The sequence below is a fragment of the Ruminococcus sp. zg-924 genome, assembly GCF_024433635.1.
GTDB lineage: Bacteria > Bacillota > Clostridia > Oscillospirales > Acutalibacteraceae > UBA7067.
This window is the reverse complement of the sequence record NZ_WNJZ01000005.1, coordinates 87,396-111,942: the sequence shown is the minus strand read 5'-3', so window position 1 is coordinate 111,942 and position 24,547 is coordinate 87,396. Positions and strand designations below refer to the sequence as shown.

The 24,547-nt window shown below is 40.4% G+C and carries 23 protein-coding genes; 19 read left to right on the top strand and 4 right to left on the bottom strand.

What is annotated here, in order from left to right; genetic code table 11:
- Window position 1: 1 nt before the first annotated feature.
- The 13 genes from glmM to GMA13_RS03790 all read left to right on the top strand — a co-directional run bounded on the left by glmM (window position 2) and on the right by GMA13_RS03790 (window position 15,208).
- Window positions 2-1,354: a phosphoglucosamine mutase gene (gene glmM, locus GMA13_RS03850; RefSeq protein WP_255882789.1), complete on the top strand. Its 1,353-nt coding sequence runs from the start codon at window positions 2-4 to the stop codon at window positions 1,352-1,354.
- Between the two features lie 16 nt (window positions 1,355-1,370).
- Window positions 1,371-2,231, top strand: coding sequence for a class I SAM-dependent methyltransferase (locus GMA13_RS03845; RefSeq protein WP_255882788.1), 861 nt, complete (start codon window positions 1,371-1,373; stop codon window positions 2,229-2,231).
- Window positions 2,232-2,290: 59 nt separating this feature from the next.
- Window positions 2,291-3,175, top strand: a complete 885-nt coding sequence (locus GMA13_RS03840; protein ID WP_255882787.1) for an energy-coupling factor transporter ATPase — start codon at window positions 2,291-2,293, stop codon at window positions 3,173-3,175.
- A 1-nt stretch (window position 3,176) separates the two neighbouring features.
- Window positions 3,177-4,031, top strand: coding sequence for an energy-coupling factor transporter ATPase (locus GMA13_RS03835; RefSeq protein ID WP_255882786.1), 855 nt, complete (start codon window positions 3,177-3,179; stop codon window positions 4,029-4,031).
- Between the two features lie 24 nt (window positions 4,032-4,055).
- The gene (locus GMA13_RS03830; protein ID WP_255882785.1) at window positions 4,056-4,871 is read left to right on the top strand and encodes an energy-coupling factor transporter transmembrane protein EcfT; all 816 of its coding nucleotides are present in this window, start codon (window positions 4,056-4,058) and stop codon (window positions 4,869-4,871) included.
- Window positions 4,838-5,605 (top strand): tRNA pseudouridine(38-40) synthase TruA, encoded by a 768-nt coding sequence (gene truA / locus GMA13_RS03825; protein ID WP_255882784.1) that lies wholly within the window; start codon window positions 4,838-4,840, stop codon window positions 5,603-5,605. Before GMA13_RS03830 ends, truA begins: the two co-directional genes overlap by 34 nt.
- 10 nt (window positions 5,606-5,615) lie before the next feature.
- Window positions 5,616-6,962, top strand: coding sequence for a DUF5711 family protein (locus tag GMA13_RS03820; RefSeq protein ID WP_255882783.1), 1,347 nt, complete (start codon window positions 5,616-5,618; stop codon window positions 6,960-6,962).
- An 87-nt stretch (window positions 6,963-7,049) separates the two neighbouring features.
- A complete protein-coding gene (locus GMA13_RS03815; protein WP_255882782.1) occupies window positions 7,050-7,730 on the top strand; it encodes a CvpA family protein in 681 nt (226 codons plus the stop codon).
- 36 nt (window positions 7,731-7,766) lie between these two features.
- The gene (locus tag GMA13_RS03810; RefSeq protein ID WP_255882781.1) at window positions 7,767-8,366 is read left to right on the top strand and encodes a CDP-alcohol phosphatidyltransferase family protein; all 600 of its coding nucleotides are present in this window, start codon (window positions 7,767-7,769) and stop codon (window positions 8,364-8,366) included.
- 41 nt (window positions 8,367-8,407) lie between these two features.
- Complete coding sequence (locus GMA13_RS03805; RefSeq protein WP_255882780.1) at window positions 8,408-10,711, top strand: ATP-dependent Clp protease ATP-binding subunit; 2,304 nt, start codon at window positions 8,408-8,410, stop codon at window positions 10,709-10,711.
- A gap of 120 nt (window positions 10,712-10,831) precedes the next feature.
- Complete coding sequence (locus tag GMA13_RS03800; RefSeq protein ID WP_255882779.1) at window positions 10,832-12,037, top strand: zinc-ribbon domain-containing protein; 1,206 nt, start codon at window positions 10,832-10,834, stop codon at window positions 12,035-12,037.
- A gap of 10 nt (window positions 12,038-12,047) precedes the next feature.
- On the top strand, window positions 12,048-12,974 hold the full coding sequence (locus GMA13_RS03795) for a L,D-transpeptidase (protein WP_255882778.1): 927 nt from the start codon (window positions 12,048-12,050) through the stop codon (window positions 12,972-12,974).
- Window positions 12,975-13,201: 227 nt separating this feature from the next.
- Window positions 13,202-15,208 (top strand): Ig-like domain-containing protein, encoded by a 2,007-nt coding sequence (locus GMA13_RS03790; protein WP_255882777.1) that lies wholly within the window; start codon window positions 13,202-13,204, stop codon window positions 15,206-15,208.
- On the opposite strand, the gene sigK is transcribed toward GMA13_RS03790, so the two are convergent.
- Window positions 15,205-15,897, bottom strand: coding sequence for an RNA polymerase sporulation sigma factor SigK (gene sigK, locus GMA13_RS03785; RefSeq protein WP_255882776.1), 693 nt, complete (start codon window positions 15,895-15,897; stop codon window positions 15,205-15,207). The genes GMA13_RS03790 and sigK overlap by 4 nt on opposite strands.
- A 68-nt stretch (window positions 15,898-15,965) precedes the next feature.
- Window positions 15,966-17,552: a peptide chain release factor 3 gene (locus GMA13_RS03780; RefSeq protein WP_255882773.1), complete on the bottom strand. Its 1,587-nt coding sequence runs from the start codon at window positions 17,550-17,552 to the stop codon at window positions 15,966-15,968.
- A 275-nt stretch (window positions 17,553-17,827) separates the two neighbouring features.
- Here GMA13_RS03780 and hemW point away from each other — a divergent pair, with 275 nt between their 5' ends.
- Window positions 17,828-18,934: a radical SAM family heme chaperone HemW gene (hemW, locus tag GMA13_RS03775; protein ID WP_255882771.1), complete on the top strand. Its 1,107-nt coding sequence runs from the start codon at window positions 17,828-17,830 to the stop codon at window positions 18,932-18,934.
- Here the strand turns inward: hemW and GMA13_RS03770 are convergent.
- Window positions 18,931-19,521: a hypothetical protein gene (locus GMA13_RS03770; protein ID WP_255882770.1), complete on the bottom strand. Its 591-nt coding sequence runs from the start codon at window positions 19,519-19,521 to the stop codon at window positions 18,931-18,933. The two genes, hemW and GMA13_RS03770, sit on opposite strands and share 4 nt — an antisense overlap.
- 12 nt (window positions 19,522-19,533) lie before the next feature.
- On the bottom strand, window positions 19,534-19,980 hold the full coding sequence (locus tag GMA13_RS03765) for a cell wall hydrolase (protein ID WP_255882769.1): 447 nt from the start codon (window positions 19,978-19,980) through the stop codon (window positions 19,534-19,536).
- Window positions 19,981-20,247: 267 nt separating this feature from the next.
- On the opposite strand from GMA13_RS03765, the gene GMA13_RS03760 reads away from it, so the two are divergent.
- From GMA13_RS03760 to GMA13_RS03740, 5 genes are all read left to right on the top strand, one after another.
- Complete coding sequence (locus GMA13_RS03760; RefSeq protein WP_255882768.1) at window positions 20,248-20,949, top strand: LytTR family DNA-binding domain-containing protein; 702 nt, start codon at window positions 20,248-20,250, stop codon at window positions 20,947-20,949.
- Window positions 20,946-21,671 carry a sensor histidine kinase gene (locus GMA13_RS03755; protein WP_255882767.1) on the top strand — a complete coding sequence of 242 codons (726 nt, stop codon included), beginning with the start codon at window positions 20,946-20,948 and terminating at the stop codon, window positions 21,669-21,671. Before GMA13_RS03760 ends, GMA13_RS03755 begins: the two co-directional genes overlap by 4 nt.
- A 112-nt stretch (window positions 21,672-21,783) precedes the next feature.
- Window positions 21,784-22,755: an ATP-binding cassette domain-containing protein gene (locus GMA13_RS03750; protein ID WP_255882766.1), complete on the top strand. Its 972-nt coding sequence runs from the start codon at window positions 21,784-21,786 to the stop codon at window positions 22,753-22,755.
- The gene (locus GMA13_RS03745) at window positions 22,736-23,737 is read left to right on the top strand and encodes an ATP-binding cassette domain-containing protein (RefSeq protein WP_255882765.1); all 1,002 of its coding nucleotides are present in this window, start codon (window positions 22,736-22,738) and stop codon (window positions 23,735-23,737) included. The genes GMA13_RS03750 and GMA13_RS03745 overlap by 20 nt, the downstream gene beginning before the upstream one ends.
- 19 nt (window positions 23,738-23,756) lie before the next feature.
- Window positions 23,757-24,545 (top strand): ABC-2 family transporter protein, encoded by a 789-nt coding sequence (locus tag GMA13_RS03740; RefSeq protein WP_255882764.1) that lies wholly within the window; start codon window positions 23,757-23,759, stop codon window positions 24,543-24,545.
- Window positions 24,546-24,547: the final 2 nt, after the last annotated feature.

Below are 24,547 nucleotides of genomic sequence, written 5' to 3'. Positions count from 1 at the left end.
TATGGGAAGATTATTTGGTACTGACGGAGCAAGAGGAGTTGCAAATACAGAGCTTACGCCTGAGCTTGCAATGAATATCGGCAGAGCTGCGGCTATGGTTCTTATTAATAAGGAAACTGAGCACCCTAAGGTGTTAATAGGCAAGGATACACGCTTAAGCTCTGATATGCTTGAGGGAGCCTTAATAGCAGGACTTTGCTCAGTTGGAGCAAATGTAGTTAAGCTTGGAGTAGTTCCGACTCCGGCTGTTGCATATTTAATAGGCAAATACGGTGCTGACGCAGGTATAATGATTTCTGCATCTCACAATCCTTTTGAGTTCAACGGAATAAAAATATTCAATATGGACGGTTTTAAGCTTCCTGATGAGCTTGAAGAGCAGATTGAATCCATAGTTCTCGACGACGACGCTCAGCCTTACCCGAAGTATTCACACGAAAAGCTTGGCCGTGTTGTAGAGGCTGATACGGCGGCTGACGATTATATCAGCCACGTTGTTGAAAATGTAGCGCACAGACTTGACGGTCTTGAAATTGCCCTTGATTGCTCAAACGGTTCCTCATCAAGAACCGCAGAAAAGCTCTTTACTGCTTTAGGTGCAAAGTGCCATATGCTTTTTGATAATCCGAACGGAACAAACATAAATGATGACTGCGGCTCAACTCATATGGATAATCTGATGAAATATGTTAAGGAAAACAACCTTGATGGCGGTATGGCTTTTGACGGCGATGCTGACAGATGCCTTGCTGTTGACGAAAACGGAAATCTTGTAGACGGCGACTTTATAATTGCAATCTGTGCTCAGGATTTAAAATCAAGAGGAAAACTCAAAAATAATGCAGTTGTCGGCACAATTCTGACAAATATGGGTTTCAATAAGTTTTGTGAGAGCCAGGATATTAAGTTTGTTTCTACAAACGTAGGTGACAGATATGTGCTTGAGTCTATGCGTGCGTATGGCTATAATCTTGGCGGCGAGCAGTCTGGTCATGTTATCTTTCTTGACTACTGCACAACAGGCGACGGTCAGATGACAGCGGCTCAGCTTTTGAGTATGATGAACAGAAGAAAAGAAAAGCTTTCTGATATGGCTAAGCTTATGAGCCGTTTTCCACAAGTAATGATAAATGTTAAGGTGTCAAACGAAGGTAAGCTGAAATTTTACACCGATAAGGAAATAAAAAAAGAAATTCAACAAGCCGACGAGCGCCTTGGCAGTCGTGGCAGAATCCTTGTAAGAGCGTCAGGCACTGAGCCGCTTATCAGAGTTATGGTTGAGGGCGAGGACTCAAGCGAGATTACAAGCATAGCAAACCAGGCGGCAGAGCTTATAAGAGAAAGACTTGTATAATTCGGAGGATATAATTATGCGTTTTGCAAATTGGCAGGATTATGAGCTTATCGACTGCTCAAACGGCGAAAGACTTGAGCGTTGGGGAGATATTATACTTATTAGACCCGACCCTCAGATAATTTGGAACACTCCTAAAGCTAATCCGCTATGGCGCAAGGCGCACGCTCGCTACCACCGCAGTTCAAGCGGCGGCGGTAAATGGGAGGTTTATAAAAAGCACCCCGATGTTTGGAAGATTAAATTTAACGAACTGTCTTTTCAAATTAAGCCTATGGGCTTTAAGCATACGGGTGTTTTCCCTGAGCAGGCTGTAAACTGGCTTTTTGTTGATAAGAAAATCCGTAACTGTAAGCGACAGCTCAATGTTTTGAACCTGTTTGCCTATACAGGTGGAGCAACCCTTGCCTGCGCTAATGCAGGAGCAAAGGTTTGCCACGTTGATGCTTCAAAGGGTATGGTGCAGTGGGCAAAGGAAAACGCAGCGGTGTCGGGTCTTTCGGATAAGCCTGTCCGCTGGATAGTTGACGATTGCGTTAAGTTTGTTCAGCGTGAAATCCGCAGAGGGAATAAATACGACGGCATTATTATGGACCCACCGTCTTACGGCAGAGGCCCCGGCGGAGAGGTATGGAAGCTTGAGGAACAGCTTTTCTCACTCGTTGAGCTTTGCGCAGGTGTTCTTAGCGACAATCCGGAGTTTTTTCTGCTTAACTCATACACCACAGGACTTTCTCCGGCAGTGATGGAGTATCTGCTTGGCGTTTTGATTCAAAAGAGGTTCGGCGGCAGTATAAGTTCAGATGAAATAGGTCTGAAAACCACAGATACGGGTCTTGTGTTGCCTTGCGGTTCAAGTGCAATCTGGCAATCTTAAGCCGGTTATCGGCTTGAAAATAATAAGGCGCATAGCCTTGTGTGTTATTAGGGGAGAAAATGGAAGATTTTATTAAGGTTGAAAACGTAAGCTTTCAGTACGTCAGCGATGTTGAGGACGAACCGACTGTGCCTGTAAATGTGCTGAAGAATATTTCAATGGAGATTAAAAGGGGAGAGTTTGTTGCTCTGCTCGGTCATAACGGCTGTGGTAAATCAACAATGGCAAAGCTGTTAAACGCAATGCTTCTGCCTCAGCAGGGTAAGGTGACAATCGACGGACTTGATACCTCCGATGAAGAGAAATGCTATGATATAAGAAAAACAGTCGGACTTGTCCTGCAAAATCCTGATAATCAGCTTGTTGCGAGTATTGTTGAGGAGGATGTTGCGTTCGGACCCGAAAACCTCGGCGTTGACCCAAAGGAAATCAGAATAAGAGTTGACGAAGCGTTAAAGGCTGTTGATATGTACGAATATAGAACTCATGCTCCGTTTAAGCTTTCGGGCGGACAGAAGCAGAGAGTTGCCATAGCAGGAATAATAGCTATGCAGCCTAAGTGTCTTGTCCTTGACGAGCCAACCGCTATGCTTGACCCAAAGGGTCGTGATGAGGTTATTGCGACAATAAAAAAGCTTAATAAGGAAAACGGCATTACCATTGTATTAATCACTCACTATATGGACGAGGCTGTTCAGGCGGACAGAGTAATTGTAATGAACGACGGAGCAGTACTTGTTCAGGGTGAACCGCATGAGGTGTTTTCTCAGGTTGAGCTTTTAAAACGCCACCGCCTTGATGTGCCGCAGGCTACCGAGCTTATGTATAGATTAAGGGGCAGAGGCTTTTTCTCCGGCGTTGAGCAGGCGCAGTTACCCCTCGACTCCGATGAATGTGTAGCTGTGATTGACAGGATTTTTAAACAAAAACAGGCAGAGGAATAATATGAATATAATCGAAACCGAGGACTTATCATTCGTCTATGGGCAGGGAACTCCGTTTGAAAAAAAGGCGAACGATAAGCTTAATATACAAATTAAAGAAGGCGAATTTATCGGAATAATCGGGCATACAGGCTCAGGCAAATCAACGCTTGTGCAGATGCTCAACGGTCTTATAAAGCCTACAAGCGGAACAGTAAAGCTTTGCGGCGAGGATATATGGGCAGCTCCGAAAGAGATAAGAAAAATCCGCTTTAAGGTTGGTCTTGTTTTCCAGTATCCTGAGTATCAGCTGTTTGAAGAAACGGTTGAAAAGGATATCGCCTACGGTCCCGGCAATATGGGACTTTCAGATGAAGAAATACAGCAAAGGGTTCGTTTGGCCGCTCGCTTTGCAGGGCTTAAGGATGAGCTTCTGAAAAAATCTCCTTTTGATTTGTCCGGCGGCGAAAAAAGACGAGCCGCTATTGCAGGCGTAATTGCAATGGATCCGGATGTACTTATTCTGGACGAGCCGACAGCAGGTCTTGACCCGTCAGGCAGAGATGTTTTGCTTGCGCAGATTAAGCAGTACCACGATGAGAGAAAAAACACCGTTTTGCTTGTTTCACACAGTATGGAAGATATAGCAAGAACAGCCGACCGCATACTTGTTATGAACAAGGGTAGGGCTGCTATGCTTGAGGACACACAAACTGTCTTTTCAAGGGGAGATGAGCTTGAAAAAATGGGACTCAGAGTTCCGCAGGTGACTAAGGTTATGTCAAGGCTCAGGGAAATGGGTTATAATCTGCCGTCGGGTATTCTTACGGTTGAGCAGGCAGCAAACGAGCTGCAAAATTTGCTTGGTAAACGTTGATTATATAAATTAAGGGATGATCATTTGCTAAAGGATATAACATTAGGGCAGTTTTTGCCGGGCGATTCGCCTGTGCACAGGCTTGACCCTCGTGCTAAAATATTGCTGCTTATTGCGGTTATTGTTTTCATTTTTATAACAGGCAACTATATCTCGCTTGCGCTTGTCGGCGTGTTTATTATTGCTGTTATTCTATTTACCAAAATTTCTCTTAAGATGTATCTAAAGAGTATGAAGATGATTTTGTTCATCGTTTTGTTTACAGGCTTAATAAATCTGTTTTACGGCAAGGGCGAGCCGCTTGTTCAGTTAGGAATTTTCACAATTACCGAGGCAGGCATAAACAATGCGATATTTGTCACCGTAAGAATTGCGCTGTTAATTCTTGCAAGCTCAGTGCTTACATTTACAACCTCACCGACCGATTTAACAGACGCTGTCGAGCGTCTGCTTAAGCCGCTTACTGTTTTCCATATAAAGGTGCATGAGGTTGCTATGATGATGACAATCGCTCTGCGCTTCGTTCCGACTCTGCTTGAGGAAACCGACAAGATTATGTCGGCGCAAAAGGCAAGAGGAGCCGATATGGACAGCGGAAACCTTATAAAACGAGTAAAGGCGCTCATTCCTGTTCTGATTCCTCTGTTTCTTTCCGCATTCAGAAGAGCCTCTGACCTTGCAATTGCTATGGAGTGCCGTTGCTATCAGGGCGGCAGCGGCAGAACAAGAATGAAAACCCTGCACTACGGTAAAATTGACGCTTACGGCGCAGCTATTTGCCTTGTGCTGCTAACAGGAGTGATACTATGCAACATATTTCTGCCTGCGACAGTCAGATGAGGAATATCCTGCTTACAATTTCCTATGATGGAAAAGCCTATCATGGCTGGCAGGTTCAGCAGAACGCTTTGACAGTGCAGCAGGTTTTTCAGACTGCGCTTGAGAAGATAATAGGCAAGGATTATACAGTAAAGGGTTGTAGCAGAACTGATTCAGGCGTTCATGCAAATATGTATTGCATAAGCGTAAAAACAAGTCATCGAATACCTGCGGAGAGGTTAAAATGCGCAATGAACAGATTTTTGCCTCAAGATATTGTAGTTTTACAAAGCCGTGAGGTCGATTCAGAGTTTCACGCACGTTATTCCTGCAAAAGCAAGGAGTATGTATATAAAATCTGGAATAGCGAGCAGAGAAATCCGTTTTTAAACGGTTATGCTCTTCATTACAGATATAAGCTTGACGAAAACCTCTTAAATCGTGCAGCACAGGCATATGTCGGCAAGCACGATTTTACATCGTTCTGCACTCTGGATAAGCGTGAAAAGGGCGATCTTACAAGAAACGTAAAAAGTTTTTCGGTTACGAGAAACGGTAATTTAGTTGAAATGAAGGTTGAAGCAGACGGCTTTCTATATAATATGGTAAGGATTATGGTTGGAACTTTGCTTAGAGTTGCACAGGGGAAAATCGGCGAAAATGAGATAACAGATATAATAAATGCTAAAAACAGAAAAGCCGCCGGTCCAACAGCTCCGGCTTGCGGTTTGTATCTGAATAGGGTAAATTATTAAGGAGATTTCTATGGCTAAGGATAAAAGCGAAAAGGAAATAAAACAAGAAAATAAACAAGAGAAAAAACAAGAAAAGAAGAATCGTTATAAAAAAGACGAAAAAAAAGAAAAGAAAAAGCGTTTAAAAACAGAAAATAAGCATGTCGAGAAAAAAACTGTTCCTATGGAATACACTTTTTCGCATACTGTTGAAGAAACAAGGGTTGACGCTCCTGTTTCTAAGGACGTAATTTCCGCAAAAACAAAAACAGCAGTATTGATTTTGCTTGGTTGCCTGCTGTCAGTAATAATAGCAACAGGTTGGAATTATATTGCGCCTGATAAACTTATCAACAGCATACGAAAGGGTCTTTCTGCTAATTACGGCGAAGATTTCCCGACCCCTATTTCCGGAACAAAGATAAGCAGCGGCAACTTTCAGTATGAAAACGGCTATCTCACTTATGTCAGCGACACATCTCTTATCTGCCTCAATAAAACTGCGGGAAAGGTTGTTGACAGACCAATAAGCTTTTTGCAGCCTGCCCTTGAAATTTCGGGAGATCAGCTTCTCACATATAACATAAACGGAAACGGATTTCAGGTCGATTCTGTTGGAGAAACAAAAACAAGAAACGAGCTTGAAAATCCGATAATCCAAGGAGATATTGCAGGCAACGGAGTATACGGCTTTATTACAACAGCTGAAGGCTACCTCTCAAAGCTTACCGTATTTGATTCAAGCAATAAGCAGAAATTCGCCTATTACTTTTCTGAATATTATGCAACTTCAATGACAATTAATCAAAGTGGAACACAAGCGGCAGTTGCAACCGTTTCCTCAAGCGACGGTGATTTCAAGTCTGTTATATACGTTCTTGACTTCACAAAGGAGGAGCCGATTGCAACCATTGACGTTGGCAAAACCTTGATTTACAGATGTGAATTTATGGATAACGGCTCAATAGCCGCAATCGGAGATAATCAGGCGTTGATGATACAATCAAATTATACCGATATTGACAAATATAATTATGACGGCTTAACTCTCACCTCGTATGCCTTCGACCGCACGCAGGGCGGAGTAATTGCTCTTTCTCCGTCAACCGACGGCGGCAATTGTCATCTTGTTTACCTTAACAAAAACGGTACGCTTGAAAAAATAACCGATACGCAGTACAGAATTTTAGACTTAGACCTTTACGGCGGCAAGCTTGCCGCACTTTGCGACGGAGGCTTTACTGCTTTTTATACAACACGTGGTGAAGAGGCGGGTATTGCCGAGTCAGGTCTTGACGCACAGGGTATCACTATGTATGGTGAAAACAGCATATATGTTCTCGGAATAAGCGAGATAAGAGAGGTCAGTGCTGGTTGACTTGTTCATAATTTGTTGTTGTATTTTTCTTTGATTTATGATATATTTTACCCTAAGAAGCAGAAACTGTACTAAGTGAGGTTACATATGAGCGTGTTTTTAGACGGAATAATTCTTCTGTTACTTGCAGTATTTGTAATCAGCGGTATATATAAGGGCTTAATCAGAAGTGCAATAAACTTAATCGGCACTCTGGTGTCGGCTTATCTGTCAATTATTCTTGGCAAAGCATTCGCTCAGTGGATATATGCTTCTTTCATAAAGCAGGGTATAATTACTTCTGTAACTGATTCTCTCCAAGGTACGGTCGAGCAAGGTACTGTCACAACTGTTGAACAGATAACGGAAAATTTGCCTGACTTAATCAAAGCTCTCGTACCAAATATCTCTGAATCGCCGCAGCTGCAAGGTGTAGTAGACAGCGGAATTGACTATGCTGCAAGCACTGTTGAGCAGATAGTTGCACCAATCATAATCGGTATATGTTCCGCAGCCCTGACTGTTGTACTATTTGTACTTATAATGTTTGCGGTAAGATTTTTTTCACGTATGGCAAATAAGCTTTGTCGTGTGCCGATTCTCTATGGGGTCAACAGAACTTTGGGCGGTGTGCTTGGTTTTCTTAAGGGCAGCGTGCTTATAATGCTTTTTGTTTCGATTCTTAAGTTGTTTTCAGGTTTTGACGCTTCATACAGTCAAGAAATCAATAATACAATTTTATTCAAGCTATTTTATAATTTTAATATTTTCGGATTTATATTTAAGTAAAATTATTAAGACTGTGAATATTCAGGAGGGGAAGAAATGGGTGTAGAAAAAAACGCTGAGGATAAAATTTTTACAATTCCGAATATTCTATCAATGTTCAGAATTATACTTATTATTCCTATGATAGTGTTTTTTCTTTCAGAAAACTACATAGGTGCTGTAATATGCGTTGTTATCTCAGGTTTGAGCGATATGTTTGACGGAATGATAGCAAGGCATTTTAATCAGATTTCAAAGCTTGGAAAAATGCTTGACCCAATAGCCGATAAGCTTACTCTTGTTGCAGTTATTGTTTGTATCGGAATACTTATTCCAAACGTTAGGCTGTTAGTTGTCATTTTGGCTGCAAAGGACATTTTAATGCTTCTTGGCGGTGCATATCTGATTCATAAAGGCATCACTCCGCCTGCTGCTAAATGGTACGGAAAATTGGCAACCGTTGTGTTCTATGTTTCAATAACAGCAATTGTAGCAATTGAGGTATTCGGCGGAACAGCTTTGGCGTTACAGCTTTCACTTTTAATTACAATTCTATTGGTGATTACCTCAATAGCCATGATATTTGCGCTTGTTATGTATGCGCTGCTGTTTTTTCAGCTACTTAAAGATAATAAAACCTTAAAAAATTTGAAATAAACGAAAACGATTGCCTTTTTGTTTATAAAGGAGATTGATTTATGCTTTGTTGTAAATGTAAAAAAAGACCTGCTGTTGTGTTTGTATCTTCAAGCGCTAACTCAGAGCCGCAGGGCTATTGCCTTTCGTGCGCCAAAGAGCTTGGAATAAAGCCTGTTACTGATATGATGGAAAAGATGGGCATTTCCGATGAGGATATTGATAATGTACAGGAGCAGGTGGACAGCCTGATGAGTATGTCTGAGGACGGCGAAATGCCTAATTTTGCAGAGATGATGGGACAGCTGACAGAAGGAGATGGCTCTGACGAGGATAATGACAGATTCTCTCCCGGCGGAGCGCCGACGTTCCCGTTCTTCCAGAATTACTTTGACGGTAAAAAGGAAGATAATAACCAGCAGAATAATAAGAAGGATAAAAAGTCAAATAAAAAACGTCGCAATGTTGATGCTTACTGCGAAAATCTTACTGCTAAGGCAAGAGCCGGAAAAATTGACACAGTAATAGGCAGAGATAAGGAAATAGCCAGAGTTATTCAGATTCTTTGCAGGCGCAGCAAAAACAACCCGTGTCTTATTGGCGAGCCGGGCGTCGGTAAAACTGCTATTGCCGAGGGTCTTGCACTGCGAATTGCTGCGGGCGATGTTCCTTTCAGACTTCAGGATAAAGAGATTTATTTGCTCGATTTAGCGGCTTTAGTTGCAGGAACTCAGTTCAGAGGTCAGTTTGAAAGCCGCATTAAGGGCCTTACCGAGGAAGTTAAGGCTGCCGGAAATATTATCCTTTTCATTGACGAGGTGCATAATCTTGTTGGCACAGGCGATTCAGAGGGCACAATGAACGCCGCAAACATATTAAAACCGTCACTCTCAAGAGGTGAAATTCAGGTTATAGGAGCTACAACCTTTAACGAATATAGAAAGTACATTGAAAAAGACTCCGCTTTGGAAAGAAGATTCCAGCCTGTAAAGGTTGGCGAGCCTTCAATAGCCGAAACAATAGACGTTTTAACTGGTGTTAAATTCTATTACGAAAAGCACCACAGGGTTACCGTTCCTGATATGATTGTGCGCAGAGCAGTTGTTCTGTCTGAAAGGTATATAAATGACCGTTTCCTGCCGGACAAAGCGATAGACCTGCTTGACGAAGCTTGTGCATGTGCTGCACTTCGCAACAAAAAAATGGAAGAATATGACGGCTACAAAGCGCAGGAAAAACAGCTTATTTATCAGCAGGAAAAGCTGACGGCAGAGCCTGAAAAAATTGACTATGAAAAGCTTGCAAAAGTACGTTCGGAGCTTGCACTAATTCAGCAGAAAGCGGCTGAAATTCAAGATGAGGCTCTCGGAGCAAAGGTTGAGGAAGAGGACTTGTCAAAGGTTATAGAGCTGTGGACAGGAATCCCTGCAAGCAGAGTACAGGAAAACGAGCTTAAAAAGCTTGCAGACCTTGAGGATAAGCTTAAGGAAAAAATTATAGGACAGGATGAAGCTGTTGAAGCCGTTACTGCCGCTATACGCCGCAGCCGTGTTCAAATAAGTCCACGCAGACGTCCTGCTTCGTTCATATTTGTAGGTCCGACAGGCGTTGGTAAAACAGAGCTTGTAAAGGTTCTTTCTGAGGAACTGTTCGATACACCGGAAACGCTTATTCGACTTGATATGTCCGAGTTTATGGAGAAACACTCGGTGTCAAAGATTATCGGTTCACCTCCGGGGTATGTTGGCTATGATGAGGCAGGACAGGTTACAGAGAAGGTTCGCCGTCGCCCTTACAGCGTTCTTTTGTTCGATGAAATAGAGAAGGCACATCCTGATGTGCTTAATATTCTTCTTCAGATTCTTGACGAGGGTCGCTTGACAGATGCTCACGGACGTGATGTCAACTTTGAAAATACCGTAATTATTATGACTTCAAATGCCGGAAGTAATAAGCAATCCGGAGCACTCGGCTTTGGCAAAACTCAGCAGGCGGCTGATAAGGAAAGAGTAACAAAGGCGCTGTCTGAGTTTCTGCGTCCTGAATTTATTAGCCGTATTGACGAGATAATCGTGTTTAACGAGCTTGACAAGCCAAACTTTATAAAAATTGCAGGACTAATGCTTTCAGAATATGTTGATACTCTCGCAGAGAAGAGCATTAAGCTTTCATATGATGAAAAAGCACAGGAATTCCTCGCTGATAAAGCCTGTGGCGGCAAGAGTGGTGCAAGAGATTTGCGCCATACAATTCGCCGTGAGGTAGAGGATAAGATAGCTTCTGCAATTATTTCTCACCGTGAGGGAGAAATTCAGGCAATCGCCCTTTCAGCTGATGAAAACGGCATAAAACTTGATATATTATAATAAGTAATAACGCACCGCTTTGGAAACCATACCGAAACGGTGCGTTTAGTATTAATTTGTTGAAAAGATTTCGATTTTGCAGTATAATTAAAGCAAATATATTGAAAAGGTGGGTAAAATATGGCATATTGCAGAAAATGCGGTAGTCAGCTTCGTGAAGGCAGCAAGTTTTGCGCTGTGTGCGGTACACCGATTACTGCTCCGTCTGAACCAAATTTCAATAATACGCAAAATAATTTTAATATAAATGAAAATGTCGCTGTTACTCATCAGATTAAAATATGCAGTGCTTGCGGCAAACCTATTCGTGATAATACAAAATTCTGTCAGCATTGCGGAGCTGTTATTCCTCAGACCAAGCCACAAAATACGCAAAACACACAAAACACTCAAAACTCAATTCATAATACGTTTGATTCTTCAACCTCAAACAGTGCAAGCTCATATCAGCAGAATCAGTATTCTGGGCCTGCCGCAAACGCAGTAAAGCCTAAAAAGAACACTGCGGTTATCGTATCTCTTATTATAGCCGCAGTGGTGGTGCTTGCCGCAGTGGTTGCAGCGGCGGTTTTGCTTATTCCTTCAATTAACGGTAATAAATCGGATAACAATAATATGTTCGGGGCGAATCCTTTTGAAAGTTCAAGCGACATTCAAAGCTCGGAATCAAGCGCTTTATCACCCTCTCAGCCGGTAACCGAGCCATACACTCAGCCTACTGAAGCGGAAACTGCAATACCGGAAACACAGCCGAGTAAACCCTACAACTCGCAAAAGATTGAGGTTGTGTCCTCCGGATCAACTGCAACTCTTACTCTGTATGAATGGCAAAACGGGCAGTGGACAAGCCTGTTTTCAACCAATGCAACAGTTGGTACAAACGGTGTCGGCAGTAACTACGGAGAGGGAAAAAAGGTTACTCCGAAGGGAACTTATGACTTAGGTTTTTGTTATGGCTTGAGTAAGCCCAATACAGACCTAAATTACAAACAAATTAACAGCAATTCAATATTCGTTGACGATTCCTCGTCGAAATATTACAACTGTCTTGTTACCAAAAATGATTACAGCGGCAGCGGCTATGAAAATACATATAAACAATTTGCAGTAAATAAAAACTACAATTATAATATCTTTATTGAGCATAACGGTGACGGCGAAACGCCGAACTCTGCTGTTTCGGGAAAAGGCTCGGTTATAACTATATGCGGTTATAACGGAACATTGAAGCCGACTCTCGGATGTATAGATATTTCTTCAAGTGATATGATAGTACTTTTGTCATACCTTGATTCAAATAAAAATCCGGTAATTGAAATATCATAACGGTGGTTATATGAATAACAAGAAAAAATTTGGTAAAAAATTATACAGAACGCTAATCATTATAGGCGCAGTGTTGCTTGAGCTTGCAATTTTCGTTGCGGTATTCAACTTTGTTTCCTGCGGAAACGATACTGTTCCGGCAATTAATACTTTAAGCAGTAATGATTCACCTGTTGACGAAACAACATCGACTAAGCCAACAGAGAAAGAATCAGATAAATCAACCTCTGAAACTGAATCCTACACAAAGGCGGAATCGGAAACAAAAACTGAGCCGGAGTCCGAAACTAAGGCAAAAAGCAATTCTGAAACGAACGTACAAGCACAAAATAGGTCTGTTCCAAGTGAAATGCTTTCGGCTCTTCAAAGCGCAGGCTATTCAGTTGATAATTTGCAGGCACAGCAGCTCATTATAGTTAATTCGCAGGGCAATTCGGCTGTTGTTAATATGTATGTAAAAGATAACAGCGGCAATTGGTCCGATTTAGGGCTTACTTCTTACGGATATGTTGGCAGTAACGGAGTAGATATAAAATCGGCAGAGGGTGATTACAAAACACCGTATGGTCTGTTTTCAATCGGAGATATGTTCTACATTGATAATATGCCGCAAACCTCTTTGAACTCTTTCCGTGTTACAAGCGATACATATTGGGTAGACGACCCGAACTCTGCATATTACAATCAGAGGGTAGAGGGTACAGCAAACAAGGATTGGACAAGTGCCGAGCATATGATAAGCTACTATAACAGCTATAAGTATGGCTTTGTAATTAACTACAATATGAATCCGATAATCCCCGGCAAAGGTTCGGCAATTTTCTTCCACATTGGCTACGCTCCGACAGCAGGCTGTGTTGCCGTGTCAGAAGATGCGTTGCTTTCATACTTGAGCATACTTGACGCTTCACAAAATCCATACATTCTAATTATTTAAGTTGAATAATATGTTGCTTCCGTCTGTGATTTCTTTGATCATAGGCGGATTTATTCTGAATAAAAAGTAACGTAAAAGAGTTGCAAGCATCTATAAGTAATACAATATAAGCTTAGCGCAATCAATTCTTGACTTGATAAGTAATATGAGTTAAGATAAATACAATTGAGAAATATTTCAAAATATGTGTTTAAAAAAATTATTCAGTGAAGGAGAAAGCATACTGTATGAGTAGCTCAAAAAAGTCTGTGAAAAATGTTATCTCTTTATTATTAATTTGCACTATGTTGCTTTTTGTTGTGTCCACAGGTGCTGTGAACGGTAAAGCTGTTGAAGCTGATAATCAAGATTATTCTTCGTCAGAGGATGCAACAAAGGAGTTGGTTCTTGGAGATGCAAATTCTGACAAAACAGTTCAGCTCATTGATGCGATTATAATTCAGAAGTATTCGTTATCCGTAGTAAAATTTAATAATGCTCAATTAATCTGTGCCAATGTAAATAAAGATAACGGTGTTAATTTGCTTGACAGTATTTTGGTTCAAAAGTACACACTTCAAATGTTAAGCGAAGACCTCGGAATAGGTACTACAATAGTCAATACCAATCCAACTGAGGATACAACCACACCTGCAACGGAAACTGACCCAATTACGGATATAACCGTACCGACAACCGAAACCGACCCAACTACGGATATAACCGTACCGACAACCGAAACCGACCCAATTACTGATACAACCACACCGACAACGGAAACTGACCCGATTACTGATACAACCACACCGACAACGGAAACTGACCCGATTACTGATACAACCACACCTGCAACGGAAACCGACCCAATTACTGATACAACCACACCTGCAACGGAAACCGACCCAATTACTGATACAACCACACCGACAACGGAAACCAATCCGACAGAAGCAACCACACCGACAACCGAAACTGACCCGACAGAAGCAACTGAGCCTGATGAAGTGTCGCTGAATAAAGAATATGTTACCTTAGGCGTTAACGAACAGTTTACCTTGATAAAAAGTACGTCGAACGGCACTGATTTATCCGACGCCGTATTTTCAAGCTCTGATACCGCTGTTGCCGTTGTAGACAAAATGTCGGGTACAGTAACGGCTGTATCAACCGGTAAGGCAATAATTAAAATTACTACACATAACGGAGCTGAGGCATCGTGTAAGGTTACTGTCAAAAAAGCTCCAACTGACATTGCTTTAAATAAGACTTCTGTAACTCTCGGAATCGGCGAAACTTTTGATCTTAACAGCTCACTTCCAACAGGTGAGGGAGCTTACAGCATACTGTATTCAAGCAATAATTCCGCTGTGGCAAGCGTTAATGCTGCCGGCGGCTTAGTAACCGCAAAAGCGGTTGGTTCGGCAAGCATTACCGCAACTACCTACAACGGAAAAAAGGTTACCTGTGAAATTACGGTTAAAAATGCGCCAACCTATATTAGCCTTAATAAGGTGATATTAACGCTCAGAGTCGGTGAATTTTTTGATTTAAACAGCTTACTTCCAAAAGGTGAGGGTGCTTATGATATTACATACTCATCAGGTAATTCAATAGTTGCAAGTGTAAAAGCTGCAGGAGGCTTGGTTTATGCTGTCAGTCCCGGAACAGCTAAAATTACAGTTAAAACATATAACGGAGTATTTGCTGTATGCAGTGTTGTAGTTGAAAAGATACCCAATAATATTCAGAGTTTTCTTGATAGAGCGCTTGCTTACCAGGGATATGGCTATTCGCATTTTATATCAGTAATGGCACCATACGGTGCATGTCCCGGAGACGCTTGGTGCGCTTGGTTTGTCAGCACCGTTTCAAAGGAATCCGGACTTTCAAACATTATTCCTATTTCCGGAGGAGCTGGCTCCATTCCTCGTATCGGTGTTGCAAGAGGCGCCGGAACTTGGTATGAGGGATATAATTCAATTCCGAGAGCCGGAGATATAATTGTATTTACATGGAATCAATTGGGCTATTATCCCGGACAGGACCAATATTTTTCTGACCACGTCGGAATAGTCTACAAGGTTGACAACGAATATGTTTATACGGTTGAAGGGAACACAACAGCAAATTCTCCCGTAGAAGGCAAACCAATAAAGGATGACCCAACAGTTACAAATACAAATACAAAGGTTTACTGCCGTAAGTTCAAGCTTTACAGTAAGTTTATTAACGGTTATTATCGTCCTAATTATTAATTTTCTTTCTCAAAGCATTTTCTTAGCTTGCCAAGAGCCTTGGTTTCTATTCGTGAAACATACGACCGTGATATTTTGAGCATTTGCGCAACCTCACGTTGGGTAAGAGGTTTTGTATTATTCAAACCGTAGCGCAGTATTATTATTGTTCGCTCACGCTTTGTAAGGCATTGATTAATATACTCTCTGACTTGTGCCGATTTGATTTTTATGTCAAGATCGTCAATTATATTGTCCTCGCAAGACATTATATCCATAAGTGTCAGAGGATTTCCGTCCTTATCTGAATCAATTGCTTCATTTAAAGATATATCCTGAGCTCTTTTCTTGACAGAGCGAAAATGCATAAGAATTTCATTTTCAATGCACCTTGAAGCGTAGCTTGAAAGCTTTATGTTTTTCTCAGGGTTAAACGTGTTTATCGCCTTTATCAAACCTACCGTTCCTATTGACACAAGGTCATCTTGGTCGTTTGAACTTGCATAGTATTTCTTTATGATATGTGCAACAAGTCTTAAATTATGCTCAACAAGCTTGTTCTTAGCCTCCTTGTCACCATTTTTCATACGCTCAAGATACATTTCTTCTTCCTTAGCCGTCAAAGGCTTTGGAAATGCGTTTGAACCTGTAACGTGAAGAATTAAAAACAGAAAAAAGCTGCTAATACCTTCAAATATATTTAGTAGCATAACGAAACCCTCCCGAATAAGTATATTTAAATACTATTCGTGAGGGTTTTATTAATGCAAGTACAATGTTATTCGTTGCTGAATTCTTCTAAAATTAATCCTTTGTTATGCTCAAGCGCCCAGCTTATGCTCCATTCGCTTGTGAACAGAAGCAGCGGCTTGCCCTTTAAATCCTGAATACGCTTTGTGTCGGACGCAAGGTCGAGTGCTTTAACGTCGATGTCCTCATTGCCTATCCATCGAATATACTGATACGGCAGACCACTCATTATAATATCGACGTTATACTCATTCTTTAGTCGGTATTCAAGCACCTCAAACTGGAGCGTACCGACAACTCCGACTATAACCTCCTCCATACCGCCGTTAAGCTCACGGAAAATCTGTATAGCGCCCTCCTGAGCAATCTGATTAATTCCCTTAACAAACTGCTTTCTCTTCATTGTGTCCTTTTGAAGAACAAGCGAGAAATGCTCCGGCGCAAAGGTAGGAATACCCTTGAATTGGAACTTGTCCTTAGCCATACAAATAGTGTCGCCGATAGAGAAAATACCGGGATCGAAAACACCGATAATATCGCCTGCGTATGCTTCGTCAACAATTTCACGTTCCTGCGCCATAATTTGCTGCGGCTGAGAAAGGCGAAGCTTTTTATTGCCCTGAACATGGAAAACCTCCATATTCTTTTCAAATTTGCCGGAGCATATGCGCATAAACGCAATTCTGTCACGGTGAGCCTTATTCATATTAGCCTGAATTTTAAACACAAACGCAGAAAAACCCTCGTTATACGGAGATATTTCGCCGTCAAGTGTTTCACGAGGAAGCGGAGGAGTTGTAAGAGTCAAGAACTCCTCTAAAAACGGTTCAACGCCGAAGTTTGTAAGCGCTGAGCCGAAGAACACAGGAGTAAGCTTTCCGCAGCGTACAAGCTCGGTGTCAAATTCATCGCCGGCAACATTGATAAGCTCTATTTCCTCATTAAGCTGGTCATAAAATATATCGCCGATGTTGTCACGTAGCTCCGTAGAATTCAGCTTAAGGCTGCGTGATTCAACCTCCTTTTGACCGTTGTTAGCGGTAAAGGTGAGAACGGAATCTGATTTTCTGTCATATACACCCTTGAATTCTTTGCCGCTGCCAATTGGCCAGTTCATAGGGTAAGTGTTGATTCCAAGTACATTTTCAATGTCCTCAAGCAAATCAAAGGGGCTTTTTGCGTCACGGTCCATTTTATTGATAAACGTGATAATCGGAATATTCCTAAGCAGGCAAACCTTGAACAGCTTTATGGTCTGAGCCTCAACACCCTTTGAAGCGTCAATTACCATAACTGCGCTGTCAGCAGCCATAAGAGTTCTGTATGTGTCCTCGGAGAAGTCCTGATGTCCGGGAGTGTCAAGTATATTAATGCAGTAGCCGTTGTACTTGAACTGTAATACAGATGATGTTACGGAAATACCTCTTTGCTTTTCAATTTCCATCCAGTCCGACACTGCGTGCTTTGCGGTTTTCTTACCCTTAACAGAGCCGGCAAGGTTAATTGCTCCACCGTAAAGCAGAAGCTTTTCTGTAAGCGTTGTTTTACCTGCGTCAGGGTGAGATATTATAGCAAAGGTTCGTCTTTTTTCAATCTCTTTTTTTAAATCTGCCAAACAATGATACCCCCAAAGTCTATTTATTATTTTCCATACCCTATATAATATAATTTTAAGCCGAATTTGTCAAACTCGTATTTATATCTGCCGTGCAGATGACACAAATTTTGTAAAAAAAGGTTGACAATTAACGAAAAATGATATATAATACCTATCGAATTAAATTAGTTTTTTCCTTTTTTCATATACCTTCCAACTAACACAAGGGCAGAAACATTAGTTTCTGCCCTTGTGTTTTGTAGAAAATACCTGAAAAGAAAGTTTGAGGCTATATGCAAGATAAATTAGGTCTGTATATTCATATACCGTTTTGTGGCAAAAAATGTCCGTATTGCAGCTTTTATTCTGTTGCGTATTCAAAAAGCACCGTTGAAGAGTACTGTCACAATCTGATAAATATAATACGGCATTATGGCAAGCTCTACGACAGTAAAGTTGTTGATACAGTATATTTTGGCGGCGGTACTCCTTCACTGATTGGCAGTGAATGGCTTGCAAAAATTCTTGACGCCGTTAATAATTCATTCAAGAATGATTTGACCGAGGTCACAATTGAGGTCAATCCGACATCAGGAAAATTTATTGACTATAATCTTCTCAAAATATACGGAGTTAACAGAATATCAGTCGGTATGCAGTCATCTAACGAGAATGAGCTTAAAATTCTTGGCAGAAAGCACAGTAACTCTGATATTGAAAAACTACTGTACAAAATCAGAGCCTCCGGTATTGACAACATATCGCTTGATTTAATGTGCTGTATTCCACAGCAGACAATAGATTCGCTTGCGCAGTCTATTGATTTTTGCAATGCTATGGACGTAAAGCATATTTCATCATATATGCTGAAAATAGAAGAGGGCACCTTGTTTTATAAGAATGTCGATAAGCTTAGTCTGCCTGACGAGGATACTGAGAGGGAAATGTATCTATTTATGTGTAACAAACTTATGCAGTACGGATATAATCAATATGAAATTTCAAACTTTTCAAAGCAGGGCTATGAAAGCCGACATAATTTAAAATATTGGAACTGCGACGATTATCTTGGAATCGGGCCAACGGCACATTCCATGGTTGATTGTGAGCGCTTCTATTTTAACAATAATTTTAAGGAATTCTATGATAATAAAACAGTATTTGAAGCAAACGGCGGAGATGAAGAAGAGTATGCCATGCTACGACTGCGTTTGAGCGAAGGACTGCGTGACGATTTGTTTGTTCAGCGCTTTGATAAGCCGCTGCCGTCGGATTACTTTATAAGAGCGTTGAAGCTTCAATCAGCCGGACTTGTTAAGGTTGACAATAACTCAATCGCACTGACTAGCAGCGGCTTTTTACTTTCAAACTCAGTAACTGCTAAAATTCTGTGGGGTTAGTAGAAGTATCTAACAAATTTGATATTGTAGAAGTCGCAGCTTGTAAGGTCATTTGTGCCGGTCTCGTTTATCAGAATATAGTTTGCACCTATGCCAAGAAGAAATCCCTCTTTAGTAACAAGTGTATCGCTTCCAACAAGCATTTGCAGTTCAATACGTCTGCCTATCTGTGTTCGCATGAAGCCGTTAAGATATTGAATACTTTCGCCGGTTACAGGGAAGGGTTGGTTATATTCTGTTATCGGCGTAAGATTTTGTTCTGCCATCTGACCGCCTCCAACTCCTGCGCCAATGCCGGTTCCGGGAGCCGGCTGCGGAGGAACGTCAACGGAAGGGGCAGCTTGCACCGTATCGCCGTTGTATCTTGCAAGTATTCCTTGTCTGTAACCCTCCTCAAGAGTTTGCAGCTTTCTTTCAATTTCAGGGTTTGATTGATCTTGGGTAGATCTTAGCTGAACATTATAGCTTGCAATCTGCTCAAGCGACGGTGTGTTTGGAACTATGTTCCCTGTGAATTCGCACGGGCCTCCCGCACATTCTCCCGATATTCCATAGATTTTACCAAAATCAATGCTGTTGTTATCCATATGTTACCTCCGCTAAGTTAATTTGTATTTTTCTGTTGGGGAATAAAAGCAATGCTTTCCAACTTTGTTATAAATTACGCCTATCTGATTAGCCGGAAAATATTTGGGACAGGTGCTTGAATAAGGGTTGAAAAAGAACAGAGAATTTCCAACTGCGGAAAGTGTGTTCCCTCCAAGCGCCCAATCGACTATTTCGTAATGAATATCTGTTGGGTTCATATTGTATATGTTTTGAGTGTTGTATTGTCCGCCGACAGTTGTCCTCATACACACAAATTGTCCCTGCTGTTCAATAATTGCCCGAACATCACCGCCGTTGCTTACCCTTGCAAATTCTCCGTATCCAACATTAGCTCTGTTCATTATTATAGAGGCGACTGCCCTCATTCCGTCTTCACCTTCACCTCCGGCTTCACATTGAATTAATCGTGCAAAAAGCTCTCTTGTATCAAAAGCCATATTAACCTCCCTTTGTCCGGTTGATTCATCGCTTACTTTTTATTTTATGTTATAGGAGCTCTTTTGCTACTTGTTAAAAAACCCACAAACCTAAATATGATATATTATTAACAAAGAAAAGGTGAGAAAAATAAACTACATTATGAAATGTCGATGAATGACCCCGGACTTTGCAGTTATAGAGAGGAAATTAAATTTAATAGACTTAGATTGACATGATTCAGCCTTTGATTATATAATTGTTATAAAATTAGTGATGGTGATAAAATGATTAAAGTGGCGCTGTGTGATGATGAACTAAAAATTCTTGATGATTTAACTTTTAAAGTCAAAACAGCTTTTGAAAATGCAAGATGTGAGATTGATTTATTTAAAACCGATAATCCTATTAAGCTTCTTGAATACTTGAAATCAACAGACGTTGATGTTCTTTTTCTTGATATTGATATGCCGAAAATCAGCGGAATGGATATAGCGGAAAACTTACTAAACAGCGATATGAAAACTCTGCTTGTCTTTGTAACAAGTCACGATGCGCTTGTATATAAATCTTTCAAATATCATCCGTTCGGATTTATCCGCAAGGCATATTTTGATGAAGAAATATCTTCTGTTGTTAACAGCGCAGTTGATGAAATCAGAAAACGCAACGATACGTTTTCCTTTAAAACAAACGACGGCTTTTACATAATAAAGCTTATGGATATTCTGTATTTTGACTCTGAGTCAAACTATGTAAATGTGCATACAGCAGATAAGATTTATAAATTCAGAGGTACGTTATCAGCTATTGAAAAGGAGCTTGTACCAAAAGGCTTTATACGCACGCACAAGGGATTCCTTGTAAACCAAAAGCATATTTATTCAATCAAATCAGATGATATTGTGCTTTCTGATAAGGAAGTACTGCCGATTGGCAGAACAAACAGGGAAAGTGTGAAAGCACTCATTATGAGGTGTATGAGATGATTGGCAGATATAAGAAATTAAAAGAAAAATACGACAAGCTCGAAAAGGAGTATTCATACGAGGTTGCAAAGAACCTTGATTTACAATATGAATACGATACTCTCAAAGCTGATTATTCAAGCGACAAAAATCAGCGTGAAGAAATTGAAAAGCTTCACGAAAACACAAGACGTTTAAAACACGATATGAAAAATCATATTCTCGTAGCTGTTTCTTACTTGAATAGCGGTGAAACCGAAAAAGCAAAGGACTACCTTTCGGATGTGCTTGATAATCTGAATAAAACTTATTCATACATTCAGACTGGCAATTCGGTTATGAATTACATAATCAATACTAAGCTTGAATATGCTCATAATCTCGGAATTAAGTTCAAGGCTGAAATTGAAAATCTGCCGTTTGACAAAATGGGGAGCGTTGATTTTTCAGCAATGCTCTCAAATATACTTGACAATGCCGTTGAGGCGAGCATTAACACAAAGGATAAATTTATTTACATAGCAATTCTGAAAAAGCGTGGATTTGATACAATCCTTGTTAAAAATAAAATTGACTGTTCCGTTCTTGGTTCAAATCCCGAATTAAATTCACAAAAGAACGACAAGGAACAACACGGCTACGGAATAAAACAGATTAAGCTGATTGCACAGAAATATGACGGTATAGTTGATATTTATGAGGAGGACAATATGTTCTGCATAAATGTAATGATACCAAGCTGAAAACAGACTGCTTCTGGTGAGCAGTCTGTTTTTTATCACTCTGTAAGTGCGGTTTATCCCAAAGGTATTGAAAAACACAGAGAAAATATTAAGATTAATTCAGGTGAGCAAAATGATAATAGCAAAAAATCTTTGCAAAACATTTCAAAGCGGTATAACAGCAGTAAATAATCTTTCGTTTCATATTTCAAGGGGAGAAACAGTCGGACTTATTGGCGCAAACGGTGCAGGAAAAACAACGTTGATAAGGCTGATTGCAGGGCTGTTAAAGCCCGACAGCGGATTCGTAAGGCTGTTTGAAGAAAACCCAATCGGACGAAAAGCAAAATACGGCCCTTATATGGGACTGATTTCAGGGCAGCAGAAAACAGGTGCTTACAGTACAGGCAAGGTTATAAGCACTGCTGCCTTACAGGATGACCTAACTGTTGAACTGAATATGCAGATAATTAAGTCTATTTATAAAATTCCCGACGATTTGTACAATCTGCGTCTGTCAACCCTTTCAGATTCATTTGGTATTAAAAGCATAATGCATTACCGTGCCGATCAGCTTTCACTCGGTCAGCGTATGCGAGCAGAGCTGACCGCTGTTTTGCTTTATGAGCCAAAGCTTCTTATCCTTGACGAACCGTTTATCGGCATTGACTTGATTGCAAGAGAGGCAATAAGGCAAAACTTACAATACATTGCAAAGAACAGAAATACAACTATAATTTTAACAACTCACAATGTAGAAGAAATTGAAAAAATCTGTGAGCGTGTAATGCTGATAGATAAGGGCAATTTGATTTTCAACGGCAGCTTTGACCGCATAAAATACACTCACGCAAGCATCAATTCGCTTAGTGCAGTTTTGATTGATAAAATCCCCGATATGCAGGATTTGCCGATAATCAGATACAGCGTTGAGAACAACAAAATTAAAGTGTGGTATGACAGCACTGCAATTCACACAAAGGATATAACGTCTTATCTTTTATCGCAGTGTGAAATAAAAGATTTGTTAATCAAAAAGCCGACTGTTGAAGAAATTATAAGCGGAATTTATAAGGAGGATAATAATGAACAATACTATCATTGACGTACAGAACATATGCAAGACCTTTAAAATTAATAAGCGGAAAAGTGGTTTTACAGGTGCGCTTGCAAATATCTTTCACCCGACCTATGAATATAAAAAGGCAGTCGACAATATAAGCTTTAGCATAAAAGAGGGTGAAATGGTTGGGTTTATCGGTCCTAACGGAGCAGGAAAATCAACAACGGTAAAAATGCTTTCCGGAATACTCTATCCTGAAAGCGGAGATATAAATGTGGCAGGATACATTCCTCATAAGCAACGAAAGGAATATGTTGCTAATATAGGAGTTGTGTTTGGGCAGAAGTCGCAGATTTCGTGGGACTTGTCACCGCTTGACAGCTATGAAGTAATCAAGCATATATATAAGATTCCCAATAAGAAATACAAAGAAAATCTTGAACGCTTTACAGAGCTTCTTGATATGCAAAAATTCATAAATCAGCCTGTGCGTCAACTATCCCTCGGACAGCGTATGAGAGCAGATATAGCAGCGGCACTTTTACATTCTCCGAAAATTGTCTTTTTTGACGAGCCGACAATCGGAATTGATGTAGTCGGCAAGGAGAAAATCCGAAATTTCATAAAAACTCTCAATAAAACTGATAACATAACAATGATTTTTACCACGCACGATATGCAGGACATTGAGAAAACCTGTGAGAGATTGATAATAATAGACGACGGCAAAAAGCTATATGACGGAAGTCTTGAAAACATAAAAAGCAACTATTCTACGTCACGAATTATTGAAGTTGAATTTGAACAGCTCCCTGAAAAAATAGATATAGAAAAAGTTACAGTAAGTGATGTCAATAACAACAAAATGAAAAAGCTAATTACCTTTGACACCAATAATATCAGCGTAAACTTTCTTATGAGCAATTTGCTTAGCAATTACAGTATCAAGGATATATCGGTAAAGGAGCCTGAAATTGATGCAATAATCCGTGATATTTATGAGGGCAAGGTTATCGTGCATTGATTTGTGTGGGGGTGACAAAATGAATACATACATACAATTTGCAGCTATTAAATTCAGAAATAATATGGCTTATCGCTTTGAATACTTGATGGGAATACTCAATACCGTATTGAACTTTATTGTTTACTGCTGTATCTACAAGGCTTTGTACGGCGGTGCTAATGAGGTTGACGGAATAACCTTTTCAATGGTTACGACAAACTTTATTATATCATTGGGACTTACAAATGCATTTTCAAAAAATGAAATGTTTTTGCAGGATAAAATCAAGCAGGGTACAATAGCAAATGAACTGCTGAAACCCGTAAATTTTAAATTCAGAATGTTGTTTGAGGATATGGGTGACGGATTGTTCAAGGTGATTTTTAACTTTATCCCTGCCGTACTGATAGCAATGGTTTTTACACAGATACAGCCGCCCGCAGGAATTCTGAATTTTACTTTGTGTCTTGTCAGTGCAGTTTTGGGATATATCGTTTTGTGGTATATCAGCTTCATTGTTCAGACATGGTCGTTCTGGCTGTTCAGCGTCTGGGGAATTGTAACGATTAAAAATGTTATAATCAATATTTGTTCCGGTGCGCTGTTGCCGCTTTGGTTTATGCCTGAACCAATTATGAATATTATAAGATTTACGCCGTTTGACTCCATTTTCTTTACGCCTGTTCAGCTATATCTCGGCAATTTACAAGGCTGCGAAATACTTTTTAATTTTGCAAGACAGCTTTTGTGGATAGTAATTCTATATTTCGCAGGAGAATTTTTCTGGCGCAGAGGAATTAAAAAGCTTGTTGTGCAAGGAGGTTGAGT